26 protein-coding genes are annotated in these 26,350 nt (G+C 62.7%); 18 read left to right on the top strand and 8 right to left on the bottom strand.

Translation table 11 applies throughout. The features are described from left to right. Positions 1-7 precede the first annotated feature (7 nt). The 3 genes from rsmB to def form a co-directional block, all read right to left on the bottom strand. A complete protein-coding gene (gene rsmB, locus ACZ46Y_RS03640; RefSeq protein ID WP_311954272.1) occupies positions 8-1,339 on the bottom strand; it encodes a 16S rRNA (cytosine(967)-C(5))-methyltransferase RsmB in 1,332 nt (443 codons plus the stop codon). Continuing rightward, the gene (gene fmt, locus ACZ46Y_RS03645; RefSeq protein WP_311954275.1) at positions 1,336-2,322 is read right to left on the bottom strand and encodes a methionyl-tRNA formyltransferase; all 987 of its coding nucleotides are present in this window, start codon (positions 2,320-2,322) and stop codon (positions 1,336-1,338) included. The genes rsmB and fmt overlap by 4 nt, the downstream gene beginning before the upstream one ends. A 111-nt stretch (positions 2,323-2,433) precedes the next feature. Further along, entirely contained in the window at positions 2,434-2,946 is a 513-nt protein-coding gene (gene def, locus ACZ46Y_RS03650) for a peptide deformylase (protein WP_311954286.1), read from the bottom strand. 174 nt (positions 2,947-3,120) lie between these two features. Here def and ACZ46Y_RS03655 point away from each other — a divergent pair, with 174 nt between their 5' ends. The 5 genes from ACZ46Y_RS03655 (at position 3,121) to aroE (ending at position 7,861) form a co-directional block, all read left to right on the top strand. Further along, positions 3,121-4,197, top strand: coding sequence for a LysM peptidoglycan-binding domain-containing protein (locus ACZ46Y_RS03655; RefSeq protein WP_311954294.1), 1,077 nt, complete (start codon positions 3,121-3,123; stop codon positions 4,195-4,197). Between the two features lie 44 nt (positions 4,198-4,241). After that, on the top strand, positions 4,242-5,363 hold the full coding sequence (gene dprA / locus ACZ46Y_RS03660; RefSeq protein WP_311954297.1) for a DNA-processing protein DprA: 1,122 nt from the start codon (positions 4,242-4,244) through the stop codon (positions 5,361-5,363). Positions 5,364-5,431: 68 nt separating this feature from the next. Further along, positions 5,432-6,016, top strand: a complete 585-nt coding sequence (gene tsaC / locus ACZ46Y_RS03665) for an L-threonylcarbamoyladenylate synthase type 1 TsaC (RefSeq protein WP_311954303.1) — start codon at positions 5,432-5,434, stop codon at positions 6,014-6,016. Between the two features lie 66 nt (positions 6,017-6,082). After that, positions 6,083-7,036: an oxygen-dependent coproporphyrinogen oxidase gene (hemF, locus tag ACZ46Y_RS03670; RefSeq protein ID WP_311954308.1), complete on the top strand. Its 954-nt coding sequence runs from the start codon at positions 6,083-6,085 to the stop codon at positions 7,034-7,036. A gap of 3 nt (positions 7,037-7,039) precedes the next feature. Beyond that, positions 7,040-7,861: a shikimate dehydrogenase gene (gene aroE, locus ACZ46Y_RS03675; RefSeq protein ID WP_311954311.1), complete on the top strand. Its 822-nt coding sequence runs from the start codon at positions 7,040-7,042 to the stop codon at positions 7,859-7,861. A gap of 16 nt (positions 7,862-7,877) precedes the next feature. Here the strand turns inward: aroE and ACZ46Y_RS03680 are convergent, their stop codons facing one another. Together ACZ46Y_RS03680 and ACZ46Y_RS03685 are read right to left on the bottom strand one after the other, a co-directional pair. After that, positions 7,878-8,138, bottom strand: coding sequence for a hypothetical protein (locus ACZ46Y_RS03680; protein WP_311954313.1), 261 nt, complete (start codon positions 8,136-8,138; stop codon positions 7,878-7,880). A gap of 61 nt (positions 8,139-8,199) precedes the next feature. Next, positions 8,200-9,012 carry a M48 family metallopeptidase gene (locus ACZ46Y_RS03685; RefSeq protein ID WP_311954316.1) on the bottom strand — a complete coding sequence of 271 codons (813 nt, stop codon included), beginning with the start codon at positions 9,010-9,012 and terminating at the stop codon, positions 8,200-8,202. 129 nt (positions 9,013-9,141) lie between these two features. Between ACZ46Y_RS03685 and ACZ46Y_RS03690 the strand changes: the two genes are divergently transcribed. Next, positions 9,142-10,014, top strand: a complete 873-nt coding sequence (locus ACZ46Y_RS03690; protein ID WP_311954322.1) for an ATP-binding protein — start codon at positions 9,142-9,144, stop codon at positions 10,012-10,014. A 107-nt stretch (positions 10,015-10,121) separates the two neighbouring features. Here ACZ46Y_RS03690 and ACZ46Y_RS03695 read toward each other — a convergent pair whose 3' ends face one another. Further along, positions 10,122-10,607 (bottom strand): cytochrome c, encoded by a 486-nt coding sequence (locus tag ACZ46Y_RS03695; RefSeq protein ID WP_311954327.1) that lies wholly within the window; start codon positions 10,605-10,607, stop codon positions 10,122-10,124. A gap of 341 nt (positions 10,608-10,948) precedes the next feature. On the opposite strand from ACZ46Y_RS03695, the gene ACZ46Y_RS03700 reads away from it, so the two are divergent. Genes ACZ46Y_RS03700 through ACZ46Y_RS03735 form a run of 8 tightly spaced genes read left to right on the top strand, consistent with a single transcriptional unit; the run spans position 10,949 to position 19,273 of the window. Then, the gene (locus ACZ46Y_RS03700) at positions 10,949-11,296 is read left to right on the top strand and encodes an NADH-quinone oxidoreductase subunit A (protein WP_311954329.1); all 348 of its coding nucleotides are present in this window, start codon (positions 10,949-10,951) and stop codon (positions 11,294-11,296) included. Continuing rightward, on the top strand, positions 11,287-12,552 hold the full coding sequence (locus ACZ46Y_RS03705) for an NADH-quinone oxidoreductase subunit D-related protein (protein WP_311954333.1): 1,266 nt from the start codon (positions 11,287-11,289) through the stop codon (positions 12,550-12,552). The genes ACZ46Y_RS03700 and ACZ46Y_RS03705 overlap by 10 nt, the downstream gene beginning before the upstream one ends. Next, positions 12,537-13,475 (top strand): complex I subunit 1 family protein, encoded by a 939-nt coding sequence (locus ACZ46Y_RS03710; protein ID WP_311954336.1) that lies wholly within the window; start codon positions 12,537-12,539, stop codon positions 13,473-13,475. The genes ACZ46Y_RS03705 and ACZ46Y_RS03710 overlap by 16 nt, the downstream gene beginning before the upstream one ends. After that, entirely contained in the window at positions 13,472-14,101 is a 630-nt protein-coding gene (locus ACZ46Y_RS03715; protein WP_311954339.1) for an NADH-quinone oxidoreductase subunit J family protein, read from the top strand. The genes ACZ46Y_RS03710 and ACZ46Y_RS03715 overlap by 4 nt, the downstream gene beginning before the upstream one ends. 12 nt (positions 14,102-14,113) lie before the next feature. After that, on the top strand, positions 14,114-14,419 hold the full coding sequence (gene nuoK, locus ACZ46Y_RS03720; RefSeq protein WP_311954342.1) for an NADH-quinone oxidoreductase subunit NuoK: 306 nt from the start codon (positions 14,114-14,116) through the stop codon (positions 14,417-14,419). 4 nt (positions 14,420-14,423) lie between these two features. Continuing rightward, positions 14,424-16,352, top strand: coding sequence for an NADH-quinone oxidoreductase subunit 5 family protein (locus ACZ46Y_RS03725; RefSeq protein ID WP_311954345.1), 1,929 nt, complete (start codon positions 14,424-14,426; stop codon positions 16,350-16,352). A gap of 15 nt (positions 16,353-16,367) precedes the next feature. Beyond that, positions 16,368-17,864: a complex I subunit 4 family protein gene (locus ACZ46Y_RS03730; protein WP_311954348.1), complete on the top strand. Its 1,497-nt coding sequence runs from the start codon at positions 16,368-16,370 to the stop codon at positions 17,862-17,864. Beyond that, positions 17,864-19,273, top strand: a complete 1,410-nt coding sequence (locus ACZ46Y_RS03735) for an NADH-quinone oxidoreductase subunit N (protein ID WP_311954351.1) — start codon at positions 17,864-17,866, stop codon at positions 19,271-19,273. Before ACZ46Y_RS03730 ends, ACZ46Y_RS03735 begins: the two co-directional genes overlap by 1 nt. A 117-nt stretch (positions 19,274-19,390) precedes the next feature. Here the strand turns inward: ACZ46Y_RS03735 and ACZ46Y_RS03740 are convergent, their stop codons facing one another. Then, positions 19,391-20,140, bottom strand: coding sequence for an IS5 family transposase (locus ACZ46Y_RS03740; RefSeq protein WP_464380033.1), 750 nt, complete (start codon positions 20,138-20,140; stop codon positions 19,391-19,393). A 526-nt stretch (positions 20,141-20,666) separates the two neighbouring features. Here ACZ46Y_RS03740 and ACZ46Y_RS03745 point away from each other — a divergent pair. Beyond that, positions 20,667-21,418, top strand: a protein-coding gene (locus ACZ46Y_RS03745; protein ID WP_407650536.1) for an IS5 family transposase whose coding sequence is annotated in 2 segments (ribosomal slippage) — positions 20,667-20,982 and positions 20,982-21,418 — 753 coding nt in all. Because the reading frame shifts where the segments join, the coding sequence is not laid out codon by codon here. An 88-nt stretch (positions 21,419-21,506) separates the two neighbouring features. On the opposite strand, the gene ACZ46Y_RS03750 is transcribed toward ACZ46Y_RS03745, so the two are convergent. Next, the gene (locus ACZ46Y_RS03750) at positions 21,507-22,460 is read right to left on the bottom strand and encodes a LysR family transcriptional regulator (protein WP_311957679.1); all 954 of its coding nucleotides are present in this window, start codon (positions 22,458-22,460) and stop codon (positions 21,507-21,509) included. 108 nt (positions 22,461-22,568) lie between these two features. Between ACZ46Y_RS03750 and ACZ46Y_RS03755 the strand changes: the two genes are divergently transcribed. From ACZ46Y_RS03755 to ACZ46Y_RS03765, 3 genes are all read left to right on the top strand, one after another. Continuing rightward, a complete protein-coding gene (locus tag ACZ46Y_RS03755; protein WP_311957678.1) occupies positions 22,569-23,969 on the top strand; it encodes a sodium:solute symporter family protein in 1,401 nt (466 codons plus the stop codon). A 238-nt stretch (positions 23,970-24,207) separates the two neighbouring features. After that, a complete protein-coding gene (locus ACZ46Y_RS03760) occupies positions 24,208-25,002 on the top strand; it encodes an aspartate/glutamate racemase family protein (protein ID WP_311957675.1) in 795 nt (264 codons plus the stop codon). After that, positions 24,999-26,246 (top strand): NAD(P)/FAD-dependent oxidoreductase, encoded by a 1,248-nt coding sequence (locus ACZ46Y_RS03765; RefSeq protein ID WP_311957673.1) that lies wholly within the window; start codon positions 24,999-25,001, stop codon positions 26,244-26,246. The genes ACZ46Y_RS03760 and ACZ46Y_RS03765 overlap by 4 nt, the downstream gene beginning before the upstream one ends. The last annotated feature ends 104 nt before the right edge of the window (positions 26,247-26,350 follow it).

Raw genomic sequence — 26,350 nt, forward strand, 5'->3', positions numbered from 1 at the left:
GGGCCGCTCAGGCGGCCGCTTTCACGAGTCTGGCATAGAAAAAGCCGTCGTGTCCGTCATCGAGCGGCAACAGCTGGCGGCCACCGCCGCTGGGCTGCCCCCAGGCCACGTCGTCGGGCGTGGTGTTCCGGGCGTCCGGGGTGCGGGCAAGAAAGGCGCTGATCTGGTCGGCGTTTTCTTCCGGCAGCACTGAGCAGGTGGCGTAGAGCAGGGTGCCGCCGGGGGCCAGCAGCGGCCAGAGGTTGTCGAGAATGCGCGCCTGCAGGGCGGCAAGTTTGACGATGTCCGAGGGGCGGCGCAGGCGCTTGATGTCCGGATGGCGGCGGATGACGCCGGTGCCCGAACAGGGCGCGTCGAGCAGGATGGCGTCGAATTCGGTCTGGCTCCAGTCGCCGCGCCGGGTCGCATCGGCGTGGTGCAGTTCGGCATTGAGCCCCAGCCGCTCCAGGGTGTTGTCGACCCGGGCCAGGCGTTCGCCGTCGCTGTCGAGCGCGGTCAGGGCGATGTCGAACTGTTCGAGCAGGTGCGCGGTCTTGCCGCCGGGGGCGCTGCAGGCGTCCAGCACCCGGGCTCCCGGGCGCGGGGCAAGCGTAGGCCCGAGCAGCACTGCGCTGAGCTGGGCGGCTTCGTCCTGGACGCTTGCATGGCCTGCCTCGAAGCCGGGCAGGGCGGCGACGTCGCAGGGGGTGACCAGGGTGATGCCGTCCGGGGCGTGGGCGCAGGCCCGCGCTGTCATGCCCCGCTCGGCAAGCGCGGCAAGGTAGGCTTCGCGGTGGCCGTGGCGGGCGTTGACGCGCAGCGTCATAGGGCCGGGCCGGTTGTTGGCTTCGGCTAGGGCGCGCCACTGCTCGGGCCAGGCGCTTCTGAAGGCGTCCAGCAGCCATTCGGGGTGAGCCAGCGCCACGCTTGGCGTGCGGTCGACCTTGGCCTGGAGCGCGGCGGACTCGCGCTGCAGGCGGCGCAAGCAGCCGTTGAGCACCCGGGTGGCCCAGGCCTTGCCCAGGAGCCTCGCCGCGCCGGCGGTTTCGCCCACGGCGGCGTGGGCGGGAATGCGCATGTACAACAGCTGGTAAATCCCCAGCAGCAGCAGCGCCTGGACGTCCTGATCGCGCTTTTTTAGCGGCTGGCGCAAGAGCTCGCCGGCCAGCGCCTCCAGACGCGGCAGGTGGCGGCAGGTGCCGAAGCACAGCTCCTTGAGCAGGGCGCGGTCCCGGGGGGCAACGCTTGCCTCGTTGAGGCCGGCAAGCGAGCCCTGGTCCTTGAGCACCGGCGCCAGCCCGCGGGCGGCAGCGGCGCGAACGTCCGTGCCGGTAGCGCCGGCGGGCGTTTCCCGAGTCATGACGTGGCTCCTTTGGCGTAGCGGCCCAGGCGGTTGCCTTCGGCCAGGCGCGGGGACTGGGCGTTGAGCAGCTCGCGCACCGCAAGCGCCTTGCCGCCGGGCAGCTGGGCCCGGGTTACGCGCAGCACCTGATCGCCGTTCTCGCCGCAGGCGATGCGCAGGGCGTCGGCGTCCGGGGGCAAAAGCGTCCCCGGCGGCTGGGCCGTGCCGGCGGCTTTATCGGCGCTTGCCATCAGCAGCCGCAGGCGGGCGTCGTCATCGCCAAGCGTACACCAGGCCACCGGCCAGGGGTTGAAGGCGCGCACCCGGGCGGCAAGCTCGGCGGCGGGGCGGGTAAAATCGAGCTCGGCTTCGGCCTTGGAAAGCTTGGCGGCGTAGGTCACGCCCTCCTCGGGCTGGGGGGTGGCGCTGGCGCGGCCTTCCGCCATGGCGTCAAGGGTGGTGGCGAGGGTTTCGGCGCCGAGGTCGGCCAGGGTGGTGTGGAGCTCGCCGCCGGTGGTGGTATCGGTGATCGGCGTGCGCGCCTCGGCGAACACCGCGCCGGTATCAAGCCCGGCGTCCATCTGCATGATCGCCACCCCGGTTTCGGCGTCCTGGGCTTCGATGGCGCGCTGAATGGGCGCGGCGCCCCGCCAGCGCGGTAGCAGCGAGGCGTGGACGTTGACACAGCCAAGCCGCGGAAGGTCCAGCACCGCCCGGGGCAGCAGCAGGCCGTAGGCGACCACGACCATGACGTCGGCGTCGAGCGCGGCAAGCGCTTCCTGGGCGTCGGCGTCTTTCAGCGTGGCCGGCTGGTAGACGTCCAGCCCCTGCTCCAGAGCCAGTGCTTTCACCGGGCTCGGGGCCAGCCGCCGGCCGCGGCCGGCAGGGCGGTCGGGCTGGGTATAAACGCCCACCACGCGGTGGCGGCTTTGCAGCAGCGCCCGCAGGCTCGAGGCGGCAAAGTCCGGCGTACCGGCGAAGACGACGCGCAGTGATGACATGGTGATGTCCCTGAAGCGAAAGGTGCGGATAGATTCGGCCGCCGGGGCCGACGGCGAAAAGCCGGAAAACCGCGCGGTGCGAGGTGATCCGGCTCGGCGAGACGGCGCGGGCTAAGCGTCCAGCAGCTGTTTTTGGCGCTTCTGCATTTTCTTCAGCACGCGCTCGCGCTTGAGCGGCGACAGATAGTCGACGAACAGCACGCCTTCCAGGTGGTCGCATTCGTGCTGAATGCAGTGGGCCAGCAGGTCGTCGGCTTCGAGCTCGTAGGGCTCGCCGTCGCGGCCGGTGGCGCTCAGCCTGACGCGCAGGTGGCGGGGCACCTCGGCGTAGTACTCGGGGATGGACAGGCAGCCTTCAGACATCGGCGCCTGCTCATCGCCCAGCGGCTCGTAGGTGGGGTTGATGAGCACCAAGGGCTCGTTGCCCGACTCGCTGACGTCCATCACGATGACCCGGCGGTGGTCGTCCACCTGGGTGGCGGCAAGGCCGATGCCGCGGGCGTCGTACATGGTCTCCAGCATGCTGTCGACCAGCGCGCGCACCTCGTCATCGACGGCCTCGACGGGCGCGGCTTTTGTCCGCAGCCGGTCGTCAGGAAAGGTCAATATAGGTAGTTTAGCCATAGCGTTATGTGTACCGTTATGCTGATTCGGGTAAGGCGCCCAGGCGCTGTGCGTTGCTGTCCGGGGGAAGGCCGGTTGGGGCGCTTTGCTGCCGGCCATTATATCACGGTCGTCCGGGCATGCCGACAGCGGGCGCCAGGCGCCGCATGAGCCATCACAGGGAGAAGCAGAAGCATGAAAGGATCTGAGGGAGCGCGCCGCGGCCGGGTGCTAAGGCTGGCGGCTGCCGCCGTCATCGCCCTGCTGGTAGGCGGTACGGCCGTGGCGGACGAGGTGCGCTGGCGCCAGGACGCGCCGGCGCGCTATACGGTGAAAAGCGGCGATACCCTGTGGGACATCGCCGGCCACTTTCTGCACGCCCCCTGGCGCTGGCCCGGCGTGTGGCAGAAAAATCCCCAGATCGACAATCCCCACCTGATTTACCCCGGCGACCGGATCACGCTGCGCGACTGCGACGGCCGCCCCTGCCTGGGTCTCGAGCGCGGCCAGGACGTGGTAAAAATGACGCCGAAAATGCGCGCGCTGCCGCGCCGTGAGGCAGTCCTGCCGTTGCCCATGAGCGTGCTGAAGGCCTTTTTGCGCGAGCACCGCGTGGTCGACAAGCCGGAGTCGCTGGACGAGCTGGCCTACGTCGTCGGTACGGAAAACAAGCGCCTGATCAGCGGCGCCGGGGATCAGATATTCGTTCGACCCGTGGAGGCCTCGGCGACGGCCGAGCTTCAAAGCGGCCAGCGGCTGGGCATTTTCCGCCGGGGCGAGGTGTACCGCGACGCCGCCGGCGAGCCCCTGGGGCTTGAGTTGATCAGCATCGGCGAGGGCGTGCTGGCCAGTAAAAGCGCTGACATGATGCGCATGAACGTGAAGCAATCTTCTCAGGAAGTGCGCAGCAACGACATCATCCTGCCCCTGGAAACGCGCCTCGACGCGGCAGAGATGGACCCCCGGGTGCCCCAGCGTGACGTGGCCGGCCATATCGTTGGCGTGCCCGGCGGCGTGCGCTTTATCGGCCGGCTGCAGGTGGTCGCCGTTGACCTGGGGACCGAAGACGGCATTCAGCCCGGGCACGTGCTGAGTATCGAACAGCAGGGCGAGCGCGTTGTGGACCCGCGCACGGAAGAGCAGGTTCGCCTGCCCGGTGAGGTAGAGGGCACGCTGGTAGTGTTCCGCCCCTACGACCGGGTGAGCTACGCTATCGTCATGGAAGCCACCAGCACGCTGGCGGTGGGGGATGCTGTCCACCCACCGCGCTGATTGGGGCGAAAAACTTGAGCGGGTAGCGCCCGCAAGGAGCCGCAGTGGATACCCGGGACTGGCTTGCCGTGTTCTTCCTGCCGGGGCTGGGCCCCCAGGGCCTGGCCAAACTGCAGGAGCGAGCGCCGGCGTGGCCCGAAGGCTGGCTGGCGCTATTACCGCGCCAGGCGGCGGCTGCGCTGCGCCTGTGGCTGGATCATCCGGCGAGAAGCCCCCTGACGCCCGCCGTCGAGGCGAACCTTGACTGGGAGCGGGCGGCCCCGGGGCGGGCGATCCTGCACCGCGATCATCCGGACTTCCCGCCGCTGCTGGGCGAGATTGCCGACCCGCCCGCGGTGCTTTGGGCCCAGGGAGATCTCGGCGCGCTGAGCCAGGCCGGCATTGCCGTGGTGGGCAGCCGCCGGCCTACGGGGGAAGCCGCGGCTAACGCGCGCACCTTTGCCCGGGAGCTTGCCCGGCGCGGATTCTGCGTGACCAGCGGCATGGCCCTGGGCATCGACGCCGAGGCCCAGCGCGCCGCGCTGGACGCCGGCGGGGCCAGCATTGCCGTGCTCGCCACCGGCATCGACGTCATCTACCCCGCTCGCCACCGGGAGCTCTATCAGCAGCTGGGCAATACGCCCGGCGGGCTGCTGCTGGCCGAGCACCCGCCGGGGACGCGCGCCCACCCGGCGTTTTTTCCCCGGCGCAACAGAATCGTGACCGGTCTTTCGCTGGGCACGCTGGTGGTGGAGGCCGCCGAAAAAAGCGGCTCGCTGGTAAGCGCCAGGCTGGCGCTGGAGCAGGGGCGCGAGCTCTTTGCCCTGCCGGCCTCGCTCAATAACGTCCAGGCCAGAGGGTCATTGCAGCTACTGCGTACCGGCGCCAGCCTGGCGCGCGACGCGGAAGATATCGTCGCCGAGCTATCCCACTGGGGCGGGCACTACGCCGCCTGCCGGCCGGATACCGGGGGGCGACCCGCGCTGCTGAAGCAGGCGCCCCAGGCGCCGGCAACACCCGCAGAACCGGCCGACCCGCTGCTGGCTGCGCTGGGAGCGAATCCCGTGCCTATCGACGTGCTGGTGGAGCAGGTCGGTTTGACGGTGGGCGAATGCCAGCAGCGGCTGCTAATGCTCGAACTTGACGGCCTGGTGGGCCACCAGGCCGGCGGCTGGGCGCGCCGCTGAGGCGAGGCGATGGCGGGTGCTGCTATGATACGATGGCCGCCGCCCGTTTGATGCCGCGAGGAGAGCCCATGCCAACGGCTGACCGCCACCCTGATACCCCTGACGCCACCGCGCTTGCCAAGGCCGCAGGCGCCCTGCGCGCGGGCCAGGTGATTGCCTGCCCCACCGAGGCCGTATGGGGGCTTAGCTGCGATCCGCACAGCGAGGCGGCGGTCGCCCGGCTGCTGCGGCTTAAGGCCCGGGATCCGGCCAAGGGGCTGATCGTGGTGGCCGCCAGGATGGCCCAGCTGGCGCCCTGGCTTGAAGGGCTCGACAAGGCGCTGTATGCGCCCCTGCGGGCGAGCTGGCCGGGGCCGGTAACCTGGCTGGTGCCGGATAACGGCACGGCGCCCAAGCTGGTGCGCGGCGAGCACGATAGCGTGGCCCTGCGGGTGACTGACCACCCCGGCATGCAGGCGCTGTGCGACGCCTTCGGCGGCCCGCTGGTGTCCACCTCGGCCAACCGCGCCGGCGAGCCCCCGGCCATGACCGCGGACGAGGCGGGCGCGATGTTTGGCGAGGCGCTGGGTGGAGTTGTACCCGGCAGGCTCGGCGGGCACGAGCGCCCCAGCCAGATCCGCGATCTGGCAAGCGGGCGCGTGCTGCGCGACTGACGCCCGGCGCCTTGCCGTTACCGGCTATCCTTTCCGTTTCATTCTGCCAGTTCCCTGGAGCAAACCGTGGCTCATGAACACCTTGACGACGTAAAACGCTACCTTCTCGACCTGCAGGAGCGCCTGTGCGACGGCATCGCCGACGCCGACGGCGGGGCGACTTTCCAGGAAGACAGCTGGAACCGCGAAGCCGGCGGCGGCGGCCGTTCCCGGGTGGTCGAAAACGGCGCCGTGTTCGAGAAGGGCGGGGTCAACTACTCCCACGTCTACGGCGATACGCTCCCGCCCTCGGCCACCGCGGCCCGGCCGGAGCTTACCGGGCGCAGCTTTCACGCCGTGGGCGTGTCCTGGGTGCTGCACCCGGAAAACCCCCACGTGCCCACCAGCCACGGCAACGTACGCTTTTTCATCGCCGAGAAGGCCGGCGAAACGCCGGTGTGGTGGTTCGGCGGCGGCTTCGATCTGACGCCGTTCTACCCCGTACTCGAGGACGTATGCCACTGGCACCGGGTGGCCAGGGCCGCCTGCGAGCCGTTCGGCGAGGACGTCTACCCGCGCTACAAGGCGTGGTGCGACGACTACTTTTACCTCAAGCACCGCGACGAAACCCGGGGCGTGGGCGGGCTCTTCTTCGACGACGTCACTGCCGGCGGCTTTGACGAGTGCTTCGCCTTTCTGCGCGCGGTGGGCGACAGCTTCCTCGACGCCTACCTGCCCATTGTCGAGCGCCGCCGGGGTACGCCCTACGGCCAGCGCGAGCGCGACTTTCAGCTGTATCGCCGGGGGCGTTACGTAGAGTTCAACCTGGTATGGGACCGCGGCACCCTGTTTGGCCTGCAAAGCGGCGGACGCACCGAGTCGATTCTGATGTCGATGCCGCCACTGGCGCGCTGGGAATACGCCTACGCCCCCGAAGAAGCTAGCGCAGAAGCCGAGCTGGAAGCGTTTTTGACCCCCCGGGACTGGCTGGCGGAAGCGCCCGGCCGCTCTTTTGACCAGACCCCTCAGGATTCGGAGTAAATCATGGCCGATCGCTACGCCGTATTCGGCAACCCGGTGGCGCACTCCAAGTCGCCGCTGATCCATGCTGCCTTTGCCGAGCAGACCGGCCAGGCGCTGACCTATACCGCCGTCGAGGCCCCCGCGGATGACTTTGCCGGCGCCTGGCAGCGCTTTGCCCGGGAAGGCGGGCGCGGCGCCAACATCACCGTGCCGTTCAAGGGCGATGCCTACGCCCTGTGCGATACGGTAAGCCATCGCGCGCGCCAGGCCCGGGCGGTGAATACGCTGATCGTGGGCGGCAACGGGCGCCTTTACGGCGATAACACCGACGGCGTCGGCATGGCGCGGGACCTTGCTCATCACGACGTGGCGCTGAAGGGCAAGCGGGTGCTGATAGTGGGGGCCGGCGGTGCAGTGCGCGGGGTACTCGCGCCGCTTCTGGCCGAAAAGCCCGGGGAGGTCGTAATTGCCAACCGCACGGCGGCAAAGGCGACGGCGCTGGCGGAGGCGTTCAGCGACGCCGGGCGCGTGAGCGGCGGCGGTTTTGAAGAGATCAATGGCGCGTTTGACGTGGTCATCAACGGCTCAAGCGCAAGCCTTGCCGGCGACATGCCGCCGCTGCCGGATACCCTCTTCGCCAAGGGCGCCACCGCCTACGACATGATGTACGGCGCCGCGTCCACGGTGTTTTTGCGCTGGGCCGAGGCCCGGGGGGCACGACCCGTGGACGGGCTGGGGATGCTGGTCGAGCAGGCGGCGGAGTCGTTTTTCCTGTGGCGCAGCGTGCGCCCGGAGACCGCCGCCGTACGCGCCACCCTGCGCCGGACGCTGGCAGAGGCCTGACGTCTGAACCCTGGGGTTACCGCTTGCGCCGCTGGGCGAGCCCGACCATGCACAAGAGCAGGCCGACGATTGAAGTCATCATGCCGCCGTTGACCAAAAACGGCGCGCGCTCGACCCAGGGCGCAAAGTCCTGGGCCGAGTCGCGGCAGACGCTGGCCACGTAGTCCCAGTGGCCGCCGTCGAGCTCGCAGGCGCGAACGTCAGCCAGCTCCCAGAAATAAAGGCCGAGCATCAGCAGCGGCGGCACAATCAGTAGCAGTAAACCTAAGCGAATCATGAGGTCCTCGAATCAAGAGCGGGCGACGCTGCCAGCGCCGAGCGGCCGAGCCCGGGCCGGCTCAGGGCCGCGGGCAGTCCGGCGTGCGCCCGGCACTACGGGCGTTTTCGTAGGCGTCGAGCGCCTGGGGCATGCTGGCTTCAAGCCCGCTGATGCGGCTTCCCTGGCTTGGGTGAGTGGACAACCACTCGGGCGGGGCACCGCCGCCGGCGCGCTGCATGTTTTGCCACAGCGTCACGCTTTCCCGCGGGTCGAAACCGGCGTTGGCCATCAGCTCAAGCCCGATGGTGTCGGCTTCGCTTTCGTGGCGCCGGGAGAAGGGCAGCAGGATACCGTACTGCGCGCCCATGCCCAACAGGCCCATCAGCTGCTCGCCGCCGGCGGACTCCACGCCGGAGGCGCTCGACAGGACCGAAAGGCCAAGCTCGGTGGCATTTTCGGTGGAGGCGCGCTCGTTGGCGTGGTTGGCCAGCACGTGGCCGACCTCGTGGCCCAGCACCGTGGCCAGCTGGGCCTGGTTCTCGGCGACCTTGAGCATGCCGCTGTTCACGCCCATGTAGCCGCCGGGCAGAGCAAAGGCGTTGGGTTCATCGGCCTGAAACACTTCCACTTCCCAGTTCTGCCGGCGCTGCTCGGCGGGCAGTTCGGCGACGATCGCCTGGGCCACGCACTGCACGTAGCGCTGGCTTTGCGCGTCGGCGGCGGGCAGCTTCTGCTGATACTGGTCGAACGCCTTGGCGCCCATCTCGCCGAGCTGGTCGTCGGACATCAGCAATAGCTGGGAGCGGCCGGTGGGTGAGGTGGTGCAGGCGGCAAGCCCCGTCAGCAGGGTGGTACAAAGGGCGGTGACGGCAAGGGGACGAAACCAGCGCATAAACGTTTCCTTCTCGGTCAGTAAACGGTGGGCGGGTGGGCCCTATCAGCAGTTGCCAGATACGAACAGACTCGCAGGATACCAATCAGCGAGTGTAACGCTAGCATAATCGACAACGGAGGAAATTCGATGGATGCCGAGTTGACGCATCGACTGACCCAGCTGCTGGACCGCGTCGAGCACTGGCTGCCGCCGGCCCCCGAGCAGGTAGACTGGAACATCCACGTGGCCGCCCTGTGGCAGCGCCACCCTCTGGGCGGGCGGCTGGTGCCGGTGCCCGTGCGCGACGGTGTGACCCTGGACGACCTGCTGGGGATCGAGCGCCAGAAGCTGGCGCTGGTGGATAATACCCGGGCCTTTTTGCAGGGCCTGCCGGCCAACCACGCCCTGGTATGGGGCGCGCGGGGCAGCGGCAAGTCGTCGCTGGTGCGGGCGCTGCTCAACTCGCTGGCGCCCGAGGGGCTGCGCATGATTCAGGTCGACCGTCACGATCTTGGCCGCCTGCCGGCGCTGGTGGAAGAGCTGCGCACGCTGCCGCACCGCTTTGTAGTGTACTGCGACGACCTGTCGTTCGAAGGCCACGACGACGCCTACAAGGCGCTCAAGAGCGTGCTCGACGGCGCGCTTACCGGCCCGCCGAAAAACGTGCTGCTGTACGCCACGTCCAACCGTCGCCACCTGCTGCCGGAATCCATGGATGACAACCGCGAGTCGCACCTGGTGGGAGACGAGCTGCACCACGGCGACGCCGTGGAAGAGCGCATATCGCTGTCCGACCGCTTCGGCCTGTGGCTGGGGCTGCACCCTTTCAACCAGGATATGTACCTGCAGACCTGCGCGCACTGGGTGAGCCAGCTGGGAACGCCGGCGGACTGGGACGACGCCGCCCGGGCCGAAGCCGTACGCTACGCCACCCTGCGCGGCGGGCGCAGCGGCCGGGTGGCCTGGCAGTTTGCCAACCACTGGATCGGCACCCGTCGCCTGCACGCGGCAGAGCGGTAAGGTTTCGGCTGTTCCTGGCTTAATCATGAAAAAAGCCGGAGACGAGGTGCCTGTCTCCGGCTTTCACGTATTCGCGTCGCGGGCGAAGAATGCTTGTGATGCGCTATTTATAAGTCGGGAAAACGCGCAGAGGCATAGTCGCCGTGACAGCGTACGCAGCCTTCCATCAATTCATTAAACTGCTGCAGCTGAAGCGCTGTATTCTGGTCGCGGCCGGCTTCGGCCAGCGTCTCGCTGAGTTTATGGAGCGCCTGGTCCTGCTCGAGAAACTCATCCGGCACGGCGGCGAGGAGGGCCTGCTCGTCCTCCTCGGTCATTTCCTGCTCCATGATGAAGCTGTCATGAATCGCCTGGGCTTCCTGGGCCACGGTTTCGTGGTCGCCCTGGACAATGGCCGCCTGAATTTCCTGGCTGGCAGCAAGGATTCCCTGCATTTCCTCGATCAGCAGCCCCCGAACCTTTGGCGGCAGCTGTTCCCCAACGTTAATCCCGCCCGATTCTTCGGCATCGGTGGTGGTATCTTCGGCACTGGCGGCGGTAAAAGTGCCCAGCCCCGGTATCGCCAAGGCAATGGCTAATAGCGTCGTTCTCATCTTGCTCACCTTTTGGTTAATGAACCAGCGGTCATGATTAAAAATAAAGCTATTAGGCGTGGGCATAGTTGTCAAAGTTATAGCATGAGCCTGGCAGGGGGCGCGATATGCGCCGGATCAAACTGCTTGCGAGGCGATAAGACAGGAAAAGTACCGTTAGCGCTCTGGCTCGGCCTTGCCGCATAGCTCTCTTGTCAGGTATCAGGCGCCATGCGCCAGATATCCTCCCATTAATGCCTTGACCTTGGGGCGGCTCACAGGTGCTAGGGTGCCTCCCGTGGTGATTTAAGTAAAACAGGCTATATATAAAAGAGCCACTTATTCAGGGAGAAGGCATTATCATGGAACTGTTCGCCCTTCTACTTATATTGTTAATGAGTCTGGGTGGTGGTTTGTTGATTCAGCGGTGGCCAGGCCACCGTCAAACTGTGCCTACGTATCCGCAACGCGCTCCTTTTCTGGGCGGAGGCACGCCAGATACCCACGCCTGGAGCCGCTATCATATTCGCTACTATCCCATGACGCTTTTGCTGATCGCCTTCGAGATGGAAATGATGTTCATGTACCCGTGGGCGGTAGTGTATGTAGAGCAGGGCCTGATAGCGGTGGCGGAAATGGGGATGTTTCTCTCCATCCTCGGCGTTGGCATTCTTTATGGCTGGCGAGAGGGGGTGTTCAAGTGGCAGTAGGCTGGCTTTCGCGTCTGGCCATGCGCGGCCCGGCAACGGTGTTTCCTGCCCTGGGAATGCACGGGGAAGAGGCCGTTTACCGGCTGGCACAGGCGCCTGGCATAACGCTGGTTGACACCCCGCGCCACGCCACGATTCTGCTGGTGGCCGGCGGCGTGCCGCCACACTTCCACGACTCACTGCGCCGGGTGCACGACCAGCTGCCGGCCCCGTTTGCCACGCTTTGGTATCAAAGCGAGCCGCTGCTGGAGCTGCAGCAGCCGGGCATCGGGAAAATGGATGATCTGGAAGCTCTGCCCGGTGCGGTCATGGATACCTGGCGCCGGGTAATAGCGGGCGAGCAGGGCACGGCTTCCCGGCTGCTGCCGGACACGCCGCCCAACCCGTGGCAGGGGCTGGGAGACGATGGCCGCGGCGGCGAGGGCATGATGGGCGGGGTGCCTTACGGCCGGCCCATGGCCATGCCGCCGGCGCCGGATCTGCGTGACGGCCTGGCGCTGGATATTCTGACGGTTCGCCTGGGGCCGTTTTTTCCGCTTTGGCCGGCGGGGCTCGAAGCCGAGGTGACGCTGCAGGGCGATATCGTGCAGCAGTTTTCCGTGCTTTCGGCGCCGTATCCCCGCGCCGTGCCGTCGGTCTTCCTTGAGGCGCAAAGCAGGCCGGTTGCCATTGCGCGGCTGGAACGCAAGCGCATGCAATACCATTTGCGCGCTTTATTTCACGCCCTGCGCCTGGCGCACCTGCCGGATCTTGCCTGGCGCGCGCTGGGCTTGGCGGAAGAGTGCGATAGCCGGCCGGTGGAGAAGCTGGGCAAGGCCTTTAAGGCATTTGCGCGCGCGCTTGCCCGCCGCGGCTTTTTTGCCCTCTACCTGCCGAAAGGCGGCACGCTGGATAGCGAGCACGCCCGTACCCTGGCCGGCTTTGCTGCCCGGGCGGCCGGCGTAGAAGACGATGCGCGCCAGGCGGACGAAGGCTATCGCCGCCTGGGGTTCTCCGTGATTACCCAGCAGGCCGGCGACGTGCCGGCGCGGTGGCGGCAGCGCCTGGCCGAAGTGGAGCAGTCGCTGGCGCTGATCGCCCGCGCGCAGCAGAGCGACGCCGTCACGGCCTCGACCGAGGCGATAGAACTGCCCCGCGGTGCCGGTAATGCCGATAACCTGCTGGAAAACCTGCTGCCGGGGCTTGAGTGGAGCGAAGCGCTGGCCACCCTGGCAAGTCTTGACGTAGCGGAGGTGTCCCCATGGCCGCATCCGTGATGCTTGAGCAGCTGGTCTGGCCGCTGGCGATGGTGTTTGCCGCTTTGGGTGGCGGGGTCTATCTCTGGGCGGTGCTCGACGGCCTGGCAGCGCGCTCTTTCGGTTTGCCCCGGGCGCAAAGCGTCTGGCAGCGGCCCTTGAGCCGAGGCGCCTGGCTGCTGATCCAGCAGTCCAATAATACCGAGGCACCTGACCGCTGGGGCTGGCGCCTGGCGCCGGCGCTCTATTTGGCGTTGGCAGCGGTAGGGCTGGCGCTGGTGCCCTGGTCCCGGGACTGGGTGGCAACGGATCTGGCAACCAGCCTGGTGCTGTGGGGGAGCGTGGAGGCGCTTGCCACCGTGGTGATTTTTCTGCAGGGCTGGTCAGCCAACAGCCATTTTGCCCTGATGGGCGCCTACCGCTACGTGGCGCTGGGACTCTCCTATATTCTCATCAGCATGTTCGTTCTGATTGGGGTGGCGCTGCCGGCGGAGTCGCTGGCAATTACCCGGATAGTGGCGTCTCAGCAGGACGTCTGGAACGTAGTGCGCCAGCCGCTGGGCCTGCCGCTGTTTCTGCTGGTGGGGCTGGCGCTCACCTTTCGCGGCCCGTTCAATCTGGCCGATAGCCAGGATCTTGCCGGCGGTACCAGCGTCGAGGTCTCGGGCCCTCCGCGCCTGGTCTGGGAGCTGGCGCGCAGCGCCATGCTGGTGGCCTTTAGCGGCATCGCGGCCACCGTCTTTCTGGGCGGCTGGCTGGGGCCGTGGCTGCCCGGGCCGCTGTGGGTCATGCTCAAGATGCTGGCGATACTCGCCGTGCAGGCCTGGCTCGGGCGCTGGTTTGCCGTCATCACGCCGTCCCGCTGCCTGAGCCTGATGTGGCTCATTCTTTTGCCGCTGGCGTTTATCGACCTTATCTGGGCGGGAGTGGTGGCGCTTTTATGAATACGTCCGTCGTTGTTGATGTGGCCTTTTGGCTGCTCGCGGTGTTTGCCGTCTATACGGGGTGGCGGGTATTTCGCACCGACTCCATGGTGCGAGCCTCGTTTTTTCTTCTGCTTTCCTTTATTGCCGTCGGCGTGATCATGCTGCTGCTGTCGGCGGTGTACCTGGGCGTGGCGATGTTTTTCATGATGGGCGTCGAGATGATGGTCATGGCGCTGTTCATGGTGATGTTCATGATGAACCCGGCAGGCCTCAACCCCATGATGATGGTGCACCAGCACAGGCTTTCCATCGGTGCGGGCATTGCCAGCTTCGTGATACTGGCGGCGATGGCGTTGCTGGCCGGCTTCCCCCAGCGCCCCCTGCCGGATGACCTGGAGCCCGTGGTGGCTCTGGGCAATGAGCTGCTGGGAGATTCCATGCTGATCTTTGAGTCCGCCGGTGTGGTGCTGTTGGCCACCATGATTGGCGTGGTGGTGCTATCGAGCCAGCGAGGGCGCTTTGGCTCGGCCGAGCACGGCTCGATGCCGCCCGGGCTCGAACCCGGCGGTGATCCGGCGGGAATGCCCGACGACGATGAAGAAGCCGGCGGGCATCACCACCACGGCCATCACCACTGCCATTAAAAGGAGCTGACCATGACCTTGACCGCGGTATTGCTGCTGGCAGCCGCCCTGATCGGTATCGGCGTTTACGGCGCACTTTCCCAGCAGTCCTTTGTGATGCTGATGATGGGGCTTGAGCTGATGCTTAACGGCGTGATGCTGGCGGCTATCGGTTTCTGGGCCATGAGCGGTGCCGGCGCGCCCGAAGGGCAGCTGCTGGCCATTGTGGTCATGGCGGTGATGGCGATTGAAATGGCCATGGGGTTTGCCCTGGTGGTGGCGGTTTATCGGGGCAAGCAGGCGGATGTCACGGAGTCTATCGCGGACTTGAAGGGCTGAAAACATGATGCTGTGGATAGTGCCATTACTGCCGGTGCTCATGGCACCGCTGATCTATCTGAGCGGCCGCCGGGAAGGGTGTACCGGGGTGACGCTGCTGGCGCTATCCGCGCTGATAGCGGTTATCGGTGCGCTAGCCCTGGCGATGGCCAATGACTGGCAGGGGAGCTACGCGCTGAACGCCGCGCTGGTGCTGCAGGTGGGGCTGGTACCGTCAAGTCAATTCGTGGCGCTGGCCATACCCATCATGGCGCTTCCGGTGCTGCTCTTCGCCGGCGTACATGAACAGGCCCCGCTCGGGCGGCTACTGGCGATCATGGTGGCATTTGTCGGTGCCATGGAGCTGCTGGTGCTGGCGCAGGATATGGTGACCCTGCTGGTCGCCTGGGAGCTGATAGGGGCCTGTTCGTGGGCGCTGGTGTCTCATTACTGGCGGGACAGGGATACGGTGAAAAATGCCGTTCAGGTATTTCTGGTCACGCGCTTTGGCGACCTGGGGCTTTATATAGCGGCCGCGGCCGTGTTTGCGGGTAGCGGTGGCTTTGGCTATTCGCAGCTTGCCGGGCTGGACGGCAGCCTGATGCAGGTGGCGGCCGCGGGTATTTTACTGGCCGCCATGGCCAAGTCGGCGCAGGTGCCCTTCTCGGTCTGGCTGTTTGCCGCCATGTCCGGCCCGGTCTCGGTATCCGCTCTGCTGCACGCGGCCACGCTGGTGGCCGCCGGGATGTACGTCCTGGCACGGCTGCAGCCGCTGCTGGCAGACGTCGCCTGGCTCATGCCGGCGATTATGCTGATCGGGCTGACGACGGCGCTGCTGGGAGGGGTGGTAAGCCTGGTGCAGGGCCACGCCAAAAAGCTGCTGGCGGCGTCGACCTCGGCACAGTACGGGCTGATGTGGGTGGCGATAGGTGCCGGATTTCCCGGCGTGGCCCTGCTGCATTTTCTGAGCCACGGCTTTTTCAAGGCCGGCCTGTTTCTGACCGCCGGGGTAGCCGAGCGGCAGGCGGAGAGCTATCAGCTTGAGGATATGCGTTTAGGGGGCCGCTTGCCGGGTAGCGCCTTGCTTGGCGGCATCTTTGCTCTGGCGCTTGCCGGGATGGTGCCATTGGGGGCTGCCTGGACCAAAGAGCAGATTATTTCGGTGGCTTATGCGGCGTCGCCGTGGCTGACGGCCGGCGTGGCGCTGGCCGGCGGGCTAAGTGCCGTCTATGCCACCCGGTTTCAGCTCGCTATGTTTGGCCCCGTTCGGTTCGGGCGTACCCAGCAGCGCAGGCCGCCGCTGTCAGGCGCTTGCCGGCTTGAGTTGTTGGCGCTGAGCGGTCTCGCCGCGCTGACGCTGGGGCTATCGCTTTTCTGGTGGCCCGGGGTCCAGCGCTGGCTACAGCAGCAGCCGGGGTGGGAGCTTGCCGACGTTCATCTCTGGCTGCTGGCGGCGTCGCTGGTGCTGGTTGTGCTGGGCATGGCCCTCGGCGCGGTGCTGGTTCAGCGTGGTCAGCTTGACGGGCATCAGGGGTGGCGGCGCTCCGCTTTTTGCTGGTGGGGGCTTGAACCCTTGACGCTTGGCGTGGGTGCCACCCTGGTGAAGCTGAGCGCTCGCCTGGCGCGCTTTGATCGCGACGTGCTGGAAAGGGCCACGCTCCTTTTATCGAGGCAAGCGTCGCAGACCGCTTCTGCCCTGGCCCGGCGCGATGCGGACGGCGTCGATGCCAGCCTGTACGGCAGCGCTTCTGCCGTAACGCGGATAGCAGATTTTGGTGCCACCGCCGGCGAAGCCTTGTCGGAGCGGCTGCCCGGTTCCCTTTCCGGGCTGGTGAATCGCGGGGGCGGCCGGGCGCGCCAGGCCCAGTCCGGACAGACCCATCATTACTACGCCGGTATGGCCATCGGCTTTGCCGTTTTATTGACCCTGCTGTTACTCGGCGATGCGCTGTAAGGAGCAAACCCCGCGATGTTGACATTGGCCTGGTGCTTACCGCTGTTGGGTGCGTTACTGCTGGCGTTTGTACCGCGCTGGACGGAGCGCAACGCACGCGCGTTTGCGACCCTCATCGCCGTAATCTCATTGCTGATCCTGATAGGGGCCTGGTTTGGCTTCGACCCCGACGGCCCGCTGTTTCAGCACGTGTGGGAAGTCCCCTGGGTGCCGTCCATCGGCGTTGCCTATCGGGTCGGGGTCGACGGTATCGCGCTGGCGGTGGTGACCATGAGCGCTCTGATTTTTGTGGCGGCCATTGCCTATCCGCTCGATACCCGGGAAGACAGTCAGCGGTCGCAAGCGCATCAGTACTACGGCTGGATGCTGTTTTTGATGGCCACGTCCCTGGCGGTATTTGTGGTGCTGGACCTGCTGCTGTTTTACGTGTTTTTTGATTTAAGCCTGGTGGGCATGTATTTCCTCATCGGGCGCTGGGGGCACGGTCGGCCGCAGCTGTCTGCCCTGACCTTCTTTCTGTTTACTTTTGCCGGCTCATTGGCGCTGCTGCTGGCGATCATTGGCCTGTATCTCTCGCTGGATTCGCCCAGTTTTGATATACGCCTGCTCATCGAACAGCAGCCGCTGGCGGGCGGCGGCCTCTATGCGGGACTCGTGTTTTTCGGTTTGATGCTGGGGCTGGCGATCAAGACACCGCTGGTGCCGCTACATACCTGGCTGCCCCAGGCGCACGTGGATGCGCCAGGCCCTGCCTCCGCGATTCTTGCCGGCGTACTGCTGAAGATGGGCACCTACGGCATGATACGCCTGCCGTTGGCCATGCTGCCGGCGACGTTTGAGCGCTATGCGTTACTTGTCGGTCTGCTCGCGCTGGTGGCGATTCTCTACGGGGCCCTGGTGGCGCTTGGCCAGCGTAATCTCAAACGGCGTATTGCCTACACGTCCATCAATCACATGGGCTATACGGTGCTGGGCATTGCGATAGCCGCCAGCTTCAGCGACAACCTGATGGCGAAGCAGCTGGCGCTGACCGGGGCCACGGTGGAAATGGTCGCCCACGGCCTGATCACCGGCGGTCTATTTCTCATTTGTGGAAGCTTTTGGTATCGCACCGGCACCTATGATCTGGACGGCTACGGTGGTCTGGCGCACAGGGCCCCCAGGCTTGCGGGGCTGACCATACTGCTGGCGTTTGCCAGCCTGGGTATGCCCGGCCTGGCCGGTTTTGTGGCGGAATTTCAGATCTTTGCCGGCACTTTTGCCGTCTATCCCTGGCTTGCCGTGCCGGCAGTAGTGGGGATTCTGGTGACCGCCGCGCTTTTTCTGGACATTTTGCGCCGGCTGTTTTTCGGCAAGCTGCCTGCCTCTCTGGACCAGTTCAAGGAGCTCGACCGCATTGAGTTCACGGTACTTAGCGTGCTGGGGCTGGGTGTTGTTGCGATCGGGGTGTATCCCGGTTTTCTGCTGGAAGTCATCGATAGCGCCAGCGTGCTACTGACCGGAGGCCGCTAATGCCCCTCGGTAGTCTGCTTCCCGAAATTGCGCTGCTGCTGGGCGCGGTGGCGATTGTGCTGCTGGCGTCTTTTGCTCCACGGCACCGTCAGGTCTGGGCGGCAGCGCTGGCGTTGGCGACGCTGCTGGTGGCAGGAGTGACGACGCTTGCCCAGTGGGAGTCGCCGGCCGGGCTGATATTTTCCGGCGTATGGGCGCTGGACGGCATGGCCATTTTCGCCAAGCTGTTGATGCTTTTCAGCGCCGCGGTGGTGGTGGCGCTGTCGCCGGACTGGATGCGAAGCGATCCTCGCCACGGCGAATATTACGCGCTGTGCCTGTTTTCGCTGCTGGGTGCGATCATGATGGCGTCTGCCCATGACGCCATGGAGCTGGTGGTGGGGGTGCTGCTGTCTTCCGCCGCCAGCTATCCGCTAGCGGCCTACCATCGTGGCTTCACCCCGGCGCTGGAAGCGGCGATGAAGTATTTTCTGATTGGGGCTCTGGCCAATGCGCTGTTGACCATTGGCGTGGTGATTCTGTTTGGCCTGGTGGGGGATACCGACTATGTTCAGACCGCAGAGGTCTTTCAAGCCGGCACGGACTCGATAGCGCTCAGCGTAGCGGTGGCCTGCATCATCATGGGGCTGACCTATAAGCTCGGGGCGGTGCCGGCTCACGCTTGGATGCCGGATGTGGCCCAGGCGGCACCGGCCCCCGTGGCGGCGTTTCTAACCGTGGTGCCCAAAATCGGGGCGGCGGTGGCCCTTGCGCGGTTTGTGATGCTATTGCCTGACACCCTGATGTGGCCGGGCGTTGTCGCGCTGATCTCCGCGGCCACCATGACGCTGGGCAACCTGGCGGCGCTTGCCCAGACAGACCTCAGGCGGCTGCTGGGCTGGTCGAGCGTTTCCCAGTCCGGCTATATGTTAATGGCCATTGTCGTCGTCGGAAGCGGTGGCGGCGCGCTGCCGGCACTGCTGGCTTTTCTGGTGGCCTATGCGCTGGCCAACCTGCTGGCTTTTGCTATTGTCACCCACCTTAGGGGGCGGACGGACATCGAGCACTATCACGGCCTGGCCTATCGCCGGCCGCTGGTTACCGCCGCACTGATTGTCTCTCTGCTGTCCCTGGTCGGCATCCCGCCCCTGGTCGGCTTTTTCGGCAAGTTTCTGCTCTTCGAGGTCACCATCGAGGCGGGATATATCTGGCTTGCCGTGGCGGCGGCGCTTAATACGCTGATATCTCTCTACTACTACCTCAGAGTGATAGCGGTGACCGTGTTCAAGGAGCCCCGGGGCGAGGTGCATGTGCTGGGCCGCTGGTCCGGGGTGACGCTATTTATCACGCTAGCGCTTTTGGTGGTGATAAGCCTGGGCTTTGAATGGGTGCTTGATGCGCTTGAGCCGATAGCCCTGGCTGCGCCATAGGTTTTTATATGTAGGGTGCCGGAGGTTCAGGCTAAACCCACATGAAACGTCGAAGAGCTCTTAATTTACACTTCAATGAAAAAAATAAGAAATTTTCATTTAGGGCCTGTTGACGTTTCACATTGGTAGCCATAAAAAGCCGCATGCCAAGGCCACCATGCTTTCGTAATTTCGTTTGAGCTTATCGTAGCGCGTCGCAATGGCGCGATACGGTTTCAATCGAGCAAAGGCATTCTCAACCAGATGCCGGTAGCGATATAACCCTCTGTCCAGATTGGCATTTCCTTTTTTCGAGTTACGCCTGCGTGGAATGACGGCAGCCATTCCTTTGGCTTCGACCTGCTCACGGATACGTTCACTGTCATAGCCTTTGTCAGCCACCAGCGCGTCACCTGCCGGCAAACCGTCAATCAATGCCTGGGCTTCCGTGCTGTCGTGCACTTCACCCCCGGTTATTCTGAAGGCGATCGGCAACCCATAAGCATCCACGGCCAAGTGGATCTTGCTGGTATTGCCTGCACGACTTTTGCCAATGGCTTCTGCGTCTTCCGTGGCAGCTCCAGTGCTGTCTTGGTGAGCCTTGACGTAGGAGCCATCAATGAACAGCCACTCAACATCAGGATCTTCCACCAGAGAGCTGAAAATCCTCATCAGCTTTCCACTCGCTGACCAGGCGTTGAAACGCTTGTAGACCGTGTTCCAAAGGCCAAACACCTCTGGTAGGTCTCGCCACGGGCAGCCAGTGCGCATCCGATAAAGGATGCCTTCCACCGTGGTACGCAAGTCGGCCTTGTCATAAATACCTTGTTGAAGCAGGATAAGTTTCAGCTTCGACCAGTGTTCATCCGTGAGCATTTGTCGGGGCATGGCAGGCTTGCAGTTTGTTGGCGTAGGAACCTTTATTCTGCGAGCTTGCCCCTATCCTGCCAATACCCCTGCCATGAAACGTCAACAGACCCTAGCCTGCGTTAGACATGGCTCCAGTGCCTGACGGATGCTGTTCCCGAGGGTGGTGCCTCGGGATAACCTGGGTGTGAAAGTTCTCCGTACGCTCGGTAAAACGGCGCTGGCGGTGCCGTGACGACGTCCATGGCCGACCGCATGCACGCCACATATCTACTGACCACGCTCACTTTTGGGTAGGGGAAGGTGCTGCTTGCGGCTCTTCAATTCTTTCGTCTTGGCCTGGATGATCTCCTCATCGTAGCGCTTGAGCTTTGCCCCTCGTCGTCATATCTGGACTGCATCGCATGCTCAAGCGGAGCGTGGTGCCAATACTGAAGGATCTGATGCAACAGGGCGCTGGTGACAACGATAAACCTCAATCCTAGGGTGTGTTAACAATCATTAGTTTCGTTTAAACTGATTTAGTATTCATAGATTTTGGTGGGCCATGAGTCGGTTGAAGTTACGCGATGATCAGTGGGAGCGAATCGAGCACCTGCTCCCCGGCAAAGCCTCAGACTGTGGGGTAACTGCCAAGGACAATCGCCTGTTCGTGGAAGCCGTGCTCTGGATCGCTCGGACCGGCGCCCCGTGGCGTGATCTTCCCGAATCTTTTGGGCGCTGGCACACCGTCTACATGCGGTATAACCGTTGGTCACGAAAGGGCGTTTGGCAGCGTATTTTTGACACAGTAGCCGACGATCCCGATCTAGAGCAGCTGATGATCGACGGTAGCATCGTCAGGGTGCACCAGCATGGAGCGTCAAAAAAAACACGCAAGACGTCGAAGCCATGGGCAAATCTCGAGGCGGATTGAGCACCAAAATTCATGCCGCAGTCGATGCGTTAGGTAACCCAGTACGATTGGTTCTCACACCGGGCCAGGCGTCGGAGTATGGTGCTGCTCCCGCTCTACTGGAAGGTTTTTCCCCGCAAGCGGTGCTGGGCGACAAGGGGTATGACTCCACTGCTCTGCGGGACATGATTCAGGCCGCAGGTGCCGAGCCGGTGATTCCTCCGAAAAAGAATCGTTTGGCGCGCATTGAAGTAGACTGGCACTGTTACCAAGATCGCAATCTGGTGGAGAGGTTCTTTCAGAAAATCAAGAAGTTCCGGCGGTTATCTACACGCTATGAGCGACTGGCAAGAAACTACCAGTCACTCCTCTGCCTCGTGTCAGCCGCCATATGGCTGGCCTAATTGTTAACGCCCCCTAGGGCTGCCTTCATATCAATAATATTCGCTATATCTTATTAATCTAAAAATATAATACTAGGCGATTCAGTTTTCAGCATTTGCCATCTATATCGACTTGAAAGAGACGCTGGCGCGAGCGCTGTTGCCAGGCTTTGAGCCCCGCGTCCAGATAAGGAATGAACCGCTGACAATGTCGTGATGGTGGGTGAAAGCGTGAGGTAATCAGGGCAATCTCTAGGTCAATGGCTGGTTCGAAGGGGACTATCGTTACGTGGCAATCGCGCCGTTGGAGAAAACTGTCAGCTGATACTGGATCCACTAGGGCATGACCGAGACCAGCATTGACCAAGCTGATGGCCGAGGGGAACAGATGGGTCTCAATCATGACCTGAAAGCGTGCGCCTGCAGCGTGAAAGATTTGTCTCAGTTTGAGGGTGCTTTGGTGGTGCTCATCCAAGGTAATCAGCGGCAGGTTATTTAAGTCAGCCGCCGTTACTACGCCATGCTCGGCCAAGGGGCTTGTGGGCGGCAAGGCCATGTGCATACGGAGTTGGTAAGGAGTGACATCCAGCGCATGTAGGTCGTCCTGAAACTCGACGACTCCTAGGTCGAATTGGCCCTCGGCTACCCAGTCGCGGACCTTTGTCGAACTGAAGGTCTGCAGGGAGAGCTGGCTGGTGGGATGATCGTGGAGGTAGTTGGCCATGATCTGCGGCATGGCTGAGGGCGAGAGCCCAGGCATGCATCCAAGCATTAATTTGCCAGCCTGTCCTTGACGTAGGCCTTCTGATAGTTCGCCGAGATGCTTTACTGAGGCCAGTACTTTATCTGCCCCCTCGGCTAGGTGCCGGGCCTCCGGCGTCAACTCGGTGCCGTAGTGGTTGCGCCGAAAGAGCAGGAAGCCCACCTCCTGCTCGAGATTGGCAATAGCGATACTGACCGCTGGCTGACTGAGGTCTAATCGGCGTGCTGCCTTGGATAAGCTGCCGGTTCGCGCCACCGCCTGGAAAATCTGTAGCTGCCGCAGGTTGTGCCGAATTTCCATGGTAAAGACTCTAAATGCTGTTTATGACTTCATAGGTTTGATTCAGTTGTTTTTATAGCATAGCCCAACGATGCTGGGAAAACCTACAACAGTAATAAAGGTGGCTCCATGAATCCGATTGACCTCCTCGGGCTTCTAGTGTATTTCGCAATACTAATCGCGATTGGTTATCGTAGCGCCAGAAAAGTCTCCGATAGTGCCGATTTCGCTGTGGCAGGTAATAAAATTATTTGGCCAGTGTTATTTGCTACTCTGGCCGCATCCTTTTTGGGTGGCGGTGCTTCTATGGGCCGTGCTGGCGAGTCCTTTAAAGAAGGTTACGCTTTTATGTTCGCAGCATCGGCCTTTCCTATAGCTACAGCTTTAGCCGGTCTTTTTGTTGCGCCACGTTTAAAGCGTTACGCAAATGCCCAAACAATGGGTGATATCATGGCGCATCATTTTGGTAGTGGTGCGCGATTGTTTACCGGTATCTTTTCGCTGATATTCTGTGTCAGCCTTCTCGGTGCTCAGGCGCTGGCCGTGGGCACCGTCTTCCATACTATCCTCGGCATTGAGGTCTCCACTGGCATTCTTCTGGGTATGTCGGTGGTGCTTTTGTACTCCACTGTCGGTGGTATGTGGGCAGTAATTCAGACTGACGTTGTGCAGTTTCTGATGTTAGCGGTGTTCCTGCCGCTGACCATGTTAATTGGCATCCACGATCTGGGTGGGCCCTCGGCCTTAGTGGAGCAACTACCCGATGCGCACTTCAGCCTGATGGGTGACTATTCCGTCGGTATGTTTGTGGGCATTTTCGTCGCTTTTTTGCTCGGCGAGTCCTTGGTGCCACCTTATACTCAGCGAGCTTTGTCGGCACCGGATTCCCGTCATGCCCGCATCGGCTATTCGGTAGCTGGTGGCTTCGGTCTACTGTTTTACTTCGTCAGTGCCACTATTGGGCTAATTGCTCTAGTGCTGTATCCGGATATTTCTCCCGATCAGGCTATGCCGGCTTTGATTCGTGATGCATTGCCAATCGGTATTACCGGCCTAGTACTAGCATCCTTATTGGCTGTAGTTATGTCTACTGCAGACTCCTATCTCAACTCAGCGGCAGTTATTTTCGTTGGTGATATCTACAAGCCCTTTATTGAGCCAGGCGTTAGCGATAAGAAACGGTTGTGGATAGAACGGTTGGTAAACTTATTAATCGGCATCGGCGCAATAGTCTTTGCTCTCTATGCTACCTCTATCATTGATGCGCTTCTGATGAGCTATTCCCTTTGGGCGCCGACTATCTTACTACCATTTGTGTTTGCCGTACTCTTCGACCTGCGATGCTCGCGCTCGGCAGTTGCCGCTATGCTGAGCGGGGCCTTGGTGACCATCGTTTGGGAGTGGGGACCCTTGGATCTTCAGGCTATCACTGGACTTACCGCTCTGATTGCTGGCGTGATCGCCAACCTTGCGGTATTCACCCTTGTATATCGCCGCTTCCGCGGCACCATGCCCGACACTAATCACTAATATCATTAAAGGTGATAACTATGACTGCTTATGCCTTCGCTCTCTATGCCGCCAGCGGGATCATCATGATGACCGCGGTTGGCGTAGGTATCGCCTCTTGGCGCTTTTATCGTGACAACTAAGTTCTATCCGCTAGGCACTTTGCAGCAGCCACGACACTTTTCCCCATGCCGTAATGCGCCGCTGTATAGCCTCGCAACGACCGCTGAATTGGCCATCGTGAGAATAGATAAGCGTTATGGCCAGGTTTCTGCTCAGTGCCTTGAACTTTGTTGGGATTTTGAGAATGCAACATAGAAACCACTCCAGCGGGCATCACTACGGCGATACGCCATTGGGCGTACTTTGCCTAGAGTCGTGGTTTACTAAGCCACGCGGCCACCTACGTAATCCACAAAGCTTTAACTACCCAGTGGTCTATGAAGTCATGGGGGGTGTCGGTATTCCAGAACTCCTGCATGCTCCTAACGATAAGTTGCTGAAATCAATGATTGATCGCGCGCTCTGTCTTGAAAGCCAGGGTATTAAGATAATAGCCGGGAGTTGCGGCTTCATGGCGCGTTATCAATGGCAGGTTGCCGAGGCAGTATCTGTGCCAGTTGTGCTATCTAGTCTGGCTCTTTTGCCTTGGCTGGAACTCGTGTATGGCAGCACGGCAGGGCTGGGGCTCCTGACTGCGGATGCTAATGCACTCGGTAAGGAACATCTGCGAGGTATAGGATGGGAGCGAGAAATGTCGGCGCTCAGTATCGAGGGGCTGCAACAAGCTCCCGAGTTTCGTGAGGTCATCCTGAAAGGAAGACGCCATGATCTTAACATGGAAGCTATGATTAACGAGGTCGCTGCGGCTGCCCGCCGGCTGCTGGCAAGTGGCCCTCTTGACGCTATCGTGCTTGAGTGCACGGATCTTTCTGCCTTCTCGGGCGTGGTCAGGAAAGTCTCTGGTTTACCAGTATATGACATCATCCAGGCAATTGATTTGATAGCTGCAAGCCTGGGGCATTCAGCGGTTCACAAGGATTATTCTATATGACCACTATCGCCGTGATTGGTGCCGGTATCGTTGGTCTTGCCGTTAGTCGGTCGCTACGAGCTCGAGGGCATGACGTCAGGCTTATTGATCCCGAGCCGCCGGGGGGAGGGGCCTCATTCGGCAATGCCGGACTGATCGCCAACTACGCCACAGCGCCTATGGCTAGTCTGCAGACTCTCAGACAGATGCCGGCTATGTTAGCGCAACCTGACCGTTCTATCGCTATTGATCCCAGGTATATGCCGACCTTGGCCGGCTTCGGTTGGCGGTTTCTGCGAGCCGCCATACCGGCGAATTTCGCGCGCCACAAGGCCGATTTGGTGCAATTGATCCGTGAGGCGGTCGCCGCCCAGCATACATTGCTTGACACTTTGGGTGGCGAGCGTCTGTACCACGCAAATGGTTGCCTGCAGATTGTCCGTGACAGCCGATGCCAAGCGTCGACGCTAGAGGCCATGGCTGCAACAAAGCGGGCTGATGGCATAGCCTGTGAGGCTCTTTCACCTGGGGAAGTGCGAGAGTTGGAGCCTGAGCTGAAAAGCAAAGGTCTCCGAGGAGCGCTCTACTTTCCCGAGATACGCTCACTACGCGACCCGTTGAGCCTAAGTCAATGCCTGTACCAGCGCCTGCGAGGCGAGGGTCTAACCCATATGGTCGCACGTCTCGAATCGCTAACGCCTCTTAAGGAGGGAGGATGGCGCTTGAAAGCTGGAGAGAGCTACTTAGACGTAGACCGCGTGGTGCTATGTGCCGGTATCGCCAATAATGGCCTGCTCAAGGAACTTGGCACCCGGCTGCCTGTGGTTAGTGAACGTGGTTATCACATTATGCTTAAGACACCACCGTCCCTCAACCGACCGGTTGGTTGGTTGACCCACCATTTCTATGCTACGCCCATGCAGGAAGGAATACGGATGGCCGGTACTACGGAGTTCTGCCGACCGGATAAGGCGCCGAACGCCCGACGCTGGTCTCAGCTCGCTGACTGGGGAACCACGCTGTTCGGCCGATCGGTTGAGGTTGAGCAGGAGTGGGTAGGGGTGCGTCATTCGACGCCGGATGGTCTGCCGGTTATTGGAGAAGTACCAGGGCATCCAGGACTGATCCTGGCTTACGGCCATGGTCATCTGGGTCTTACCTTGTCGGCTCAAACGGGTCGGCTGGTAGGAGGGCTAATTGATGGTGAAGCCCTGCCGGAATATGCTCAAGCACTATCACCCACGCGATTCCTGGGACCACACTAGGCGAAATGACCAGCAAATACTAAACGGTATTTTCTGGGTGTTGTGCTTTGGTGCCAAATAGCAAGTTGTGGCAGAAGGCTGTGGTCCGAGGACCAACGTGCATG

Source organism: Halomonas garicola (genome assembly GCF_055382465.1).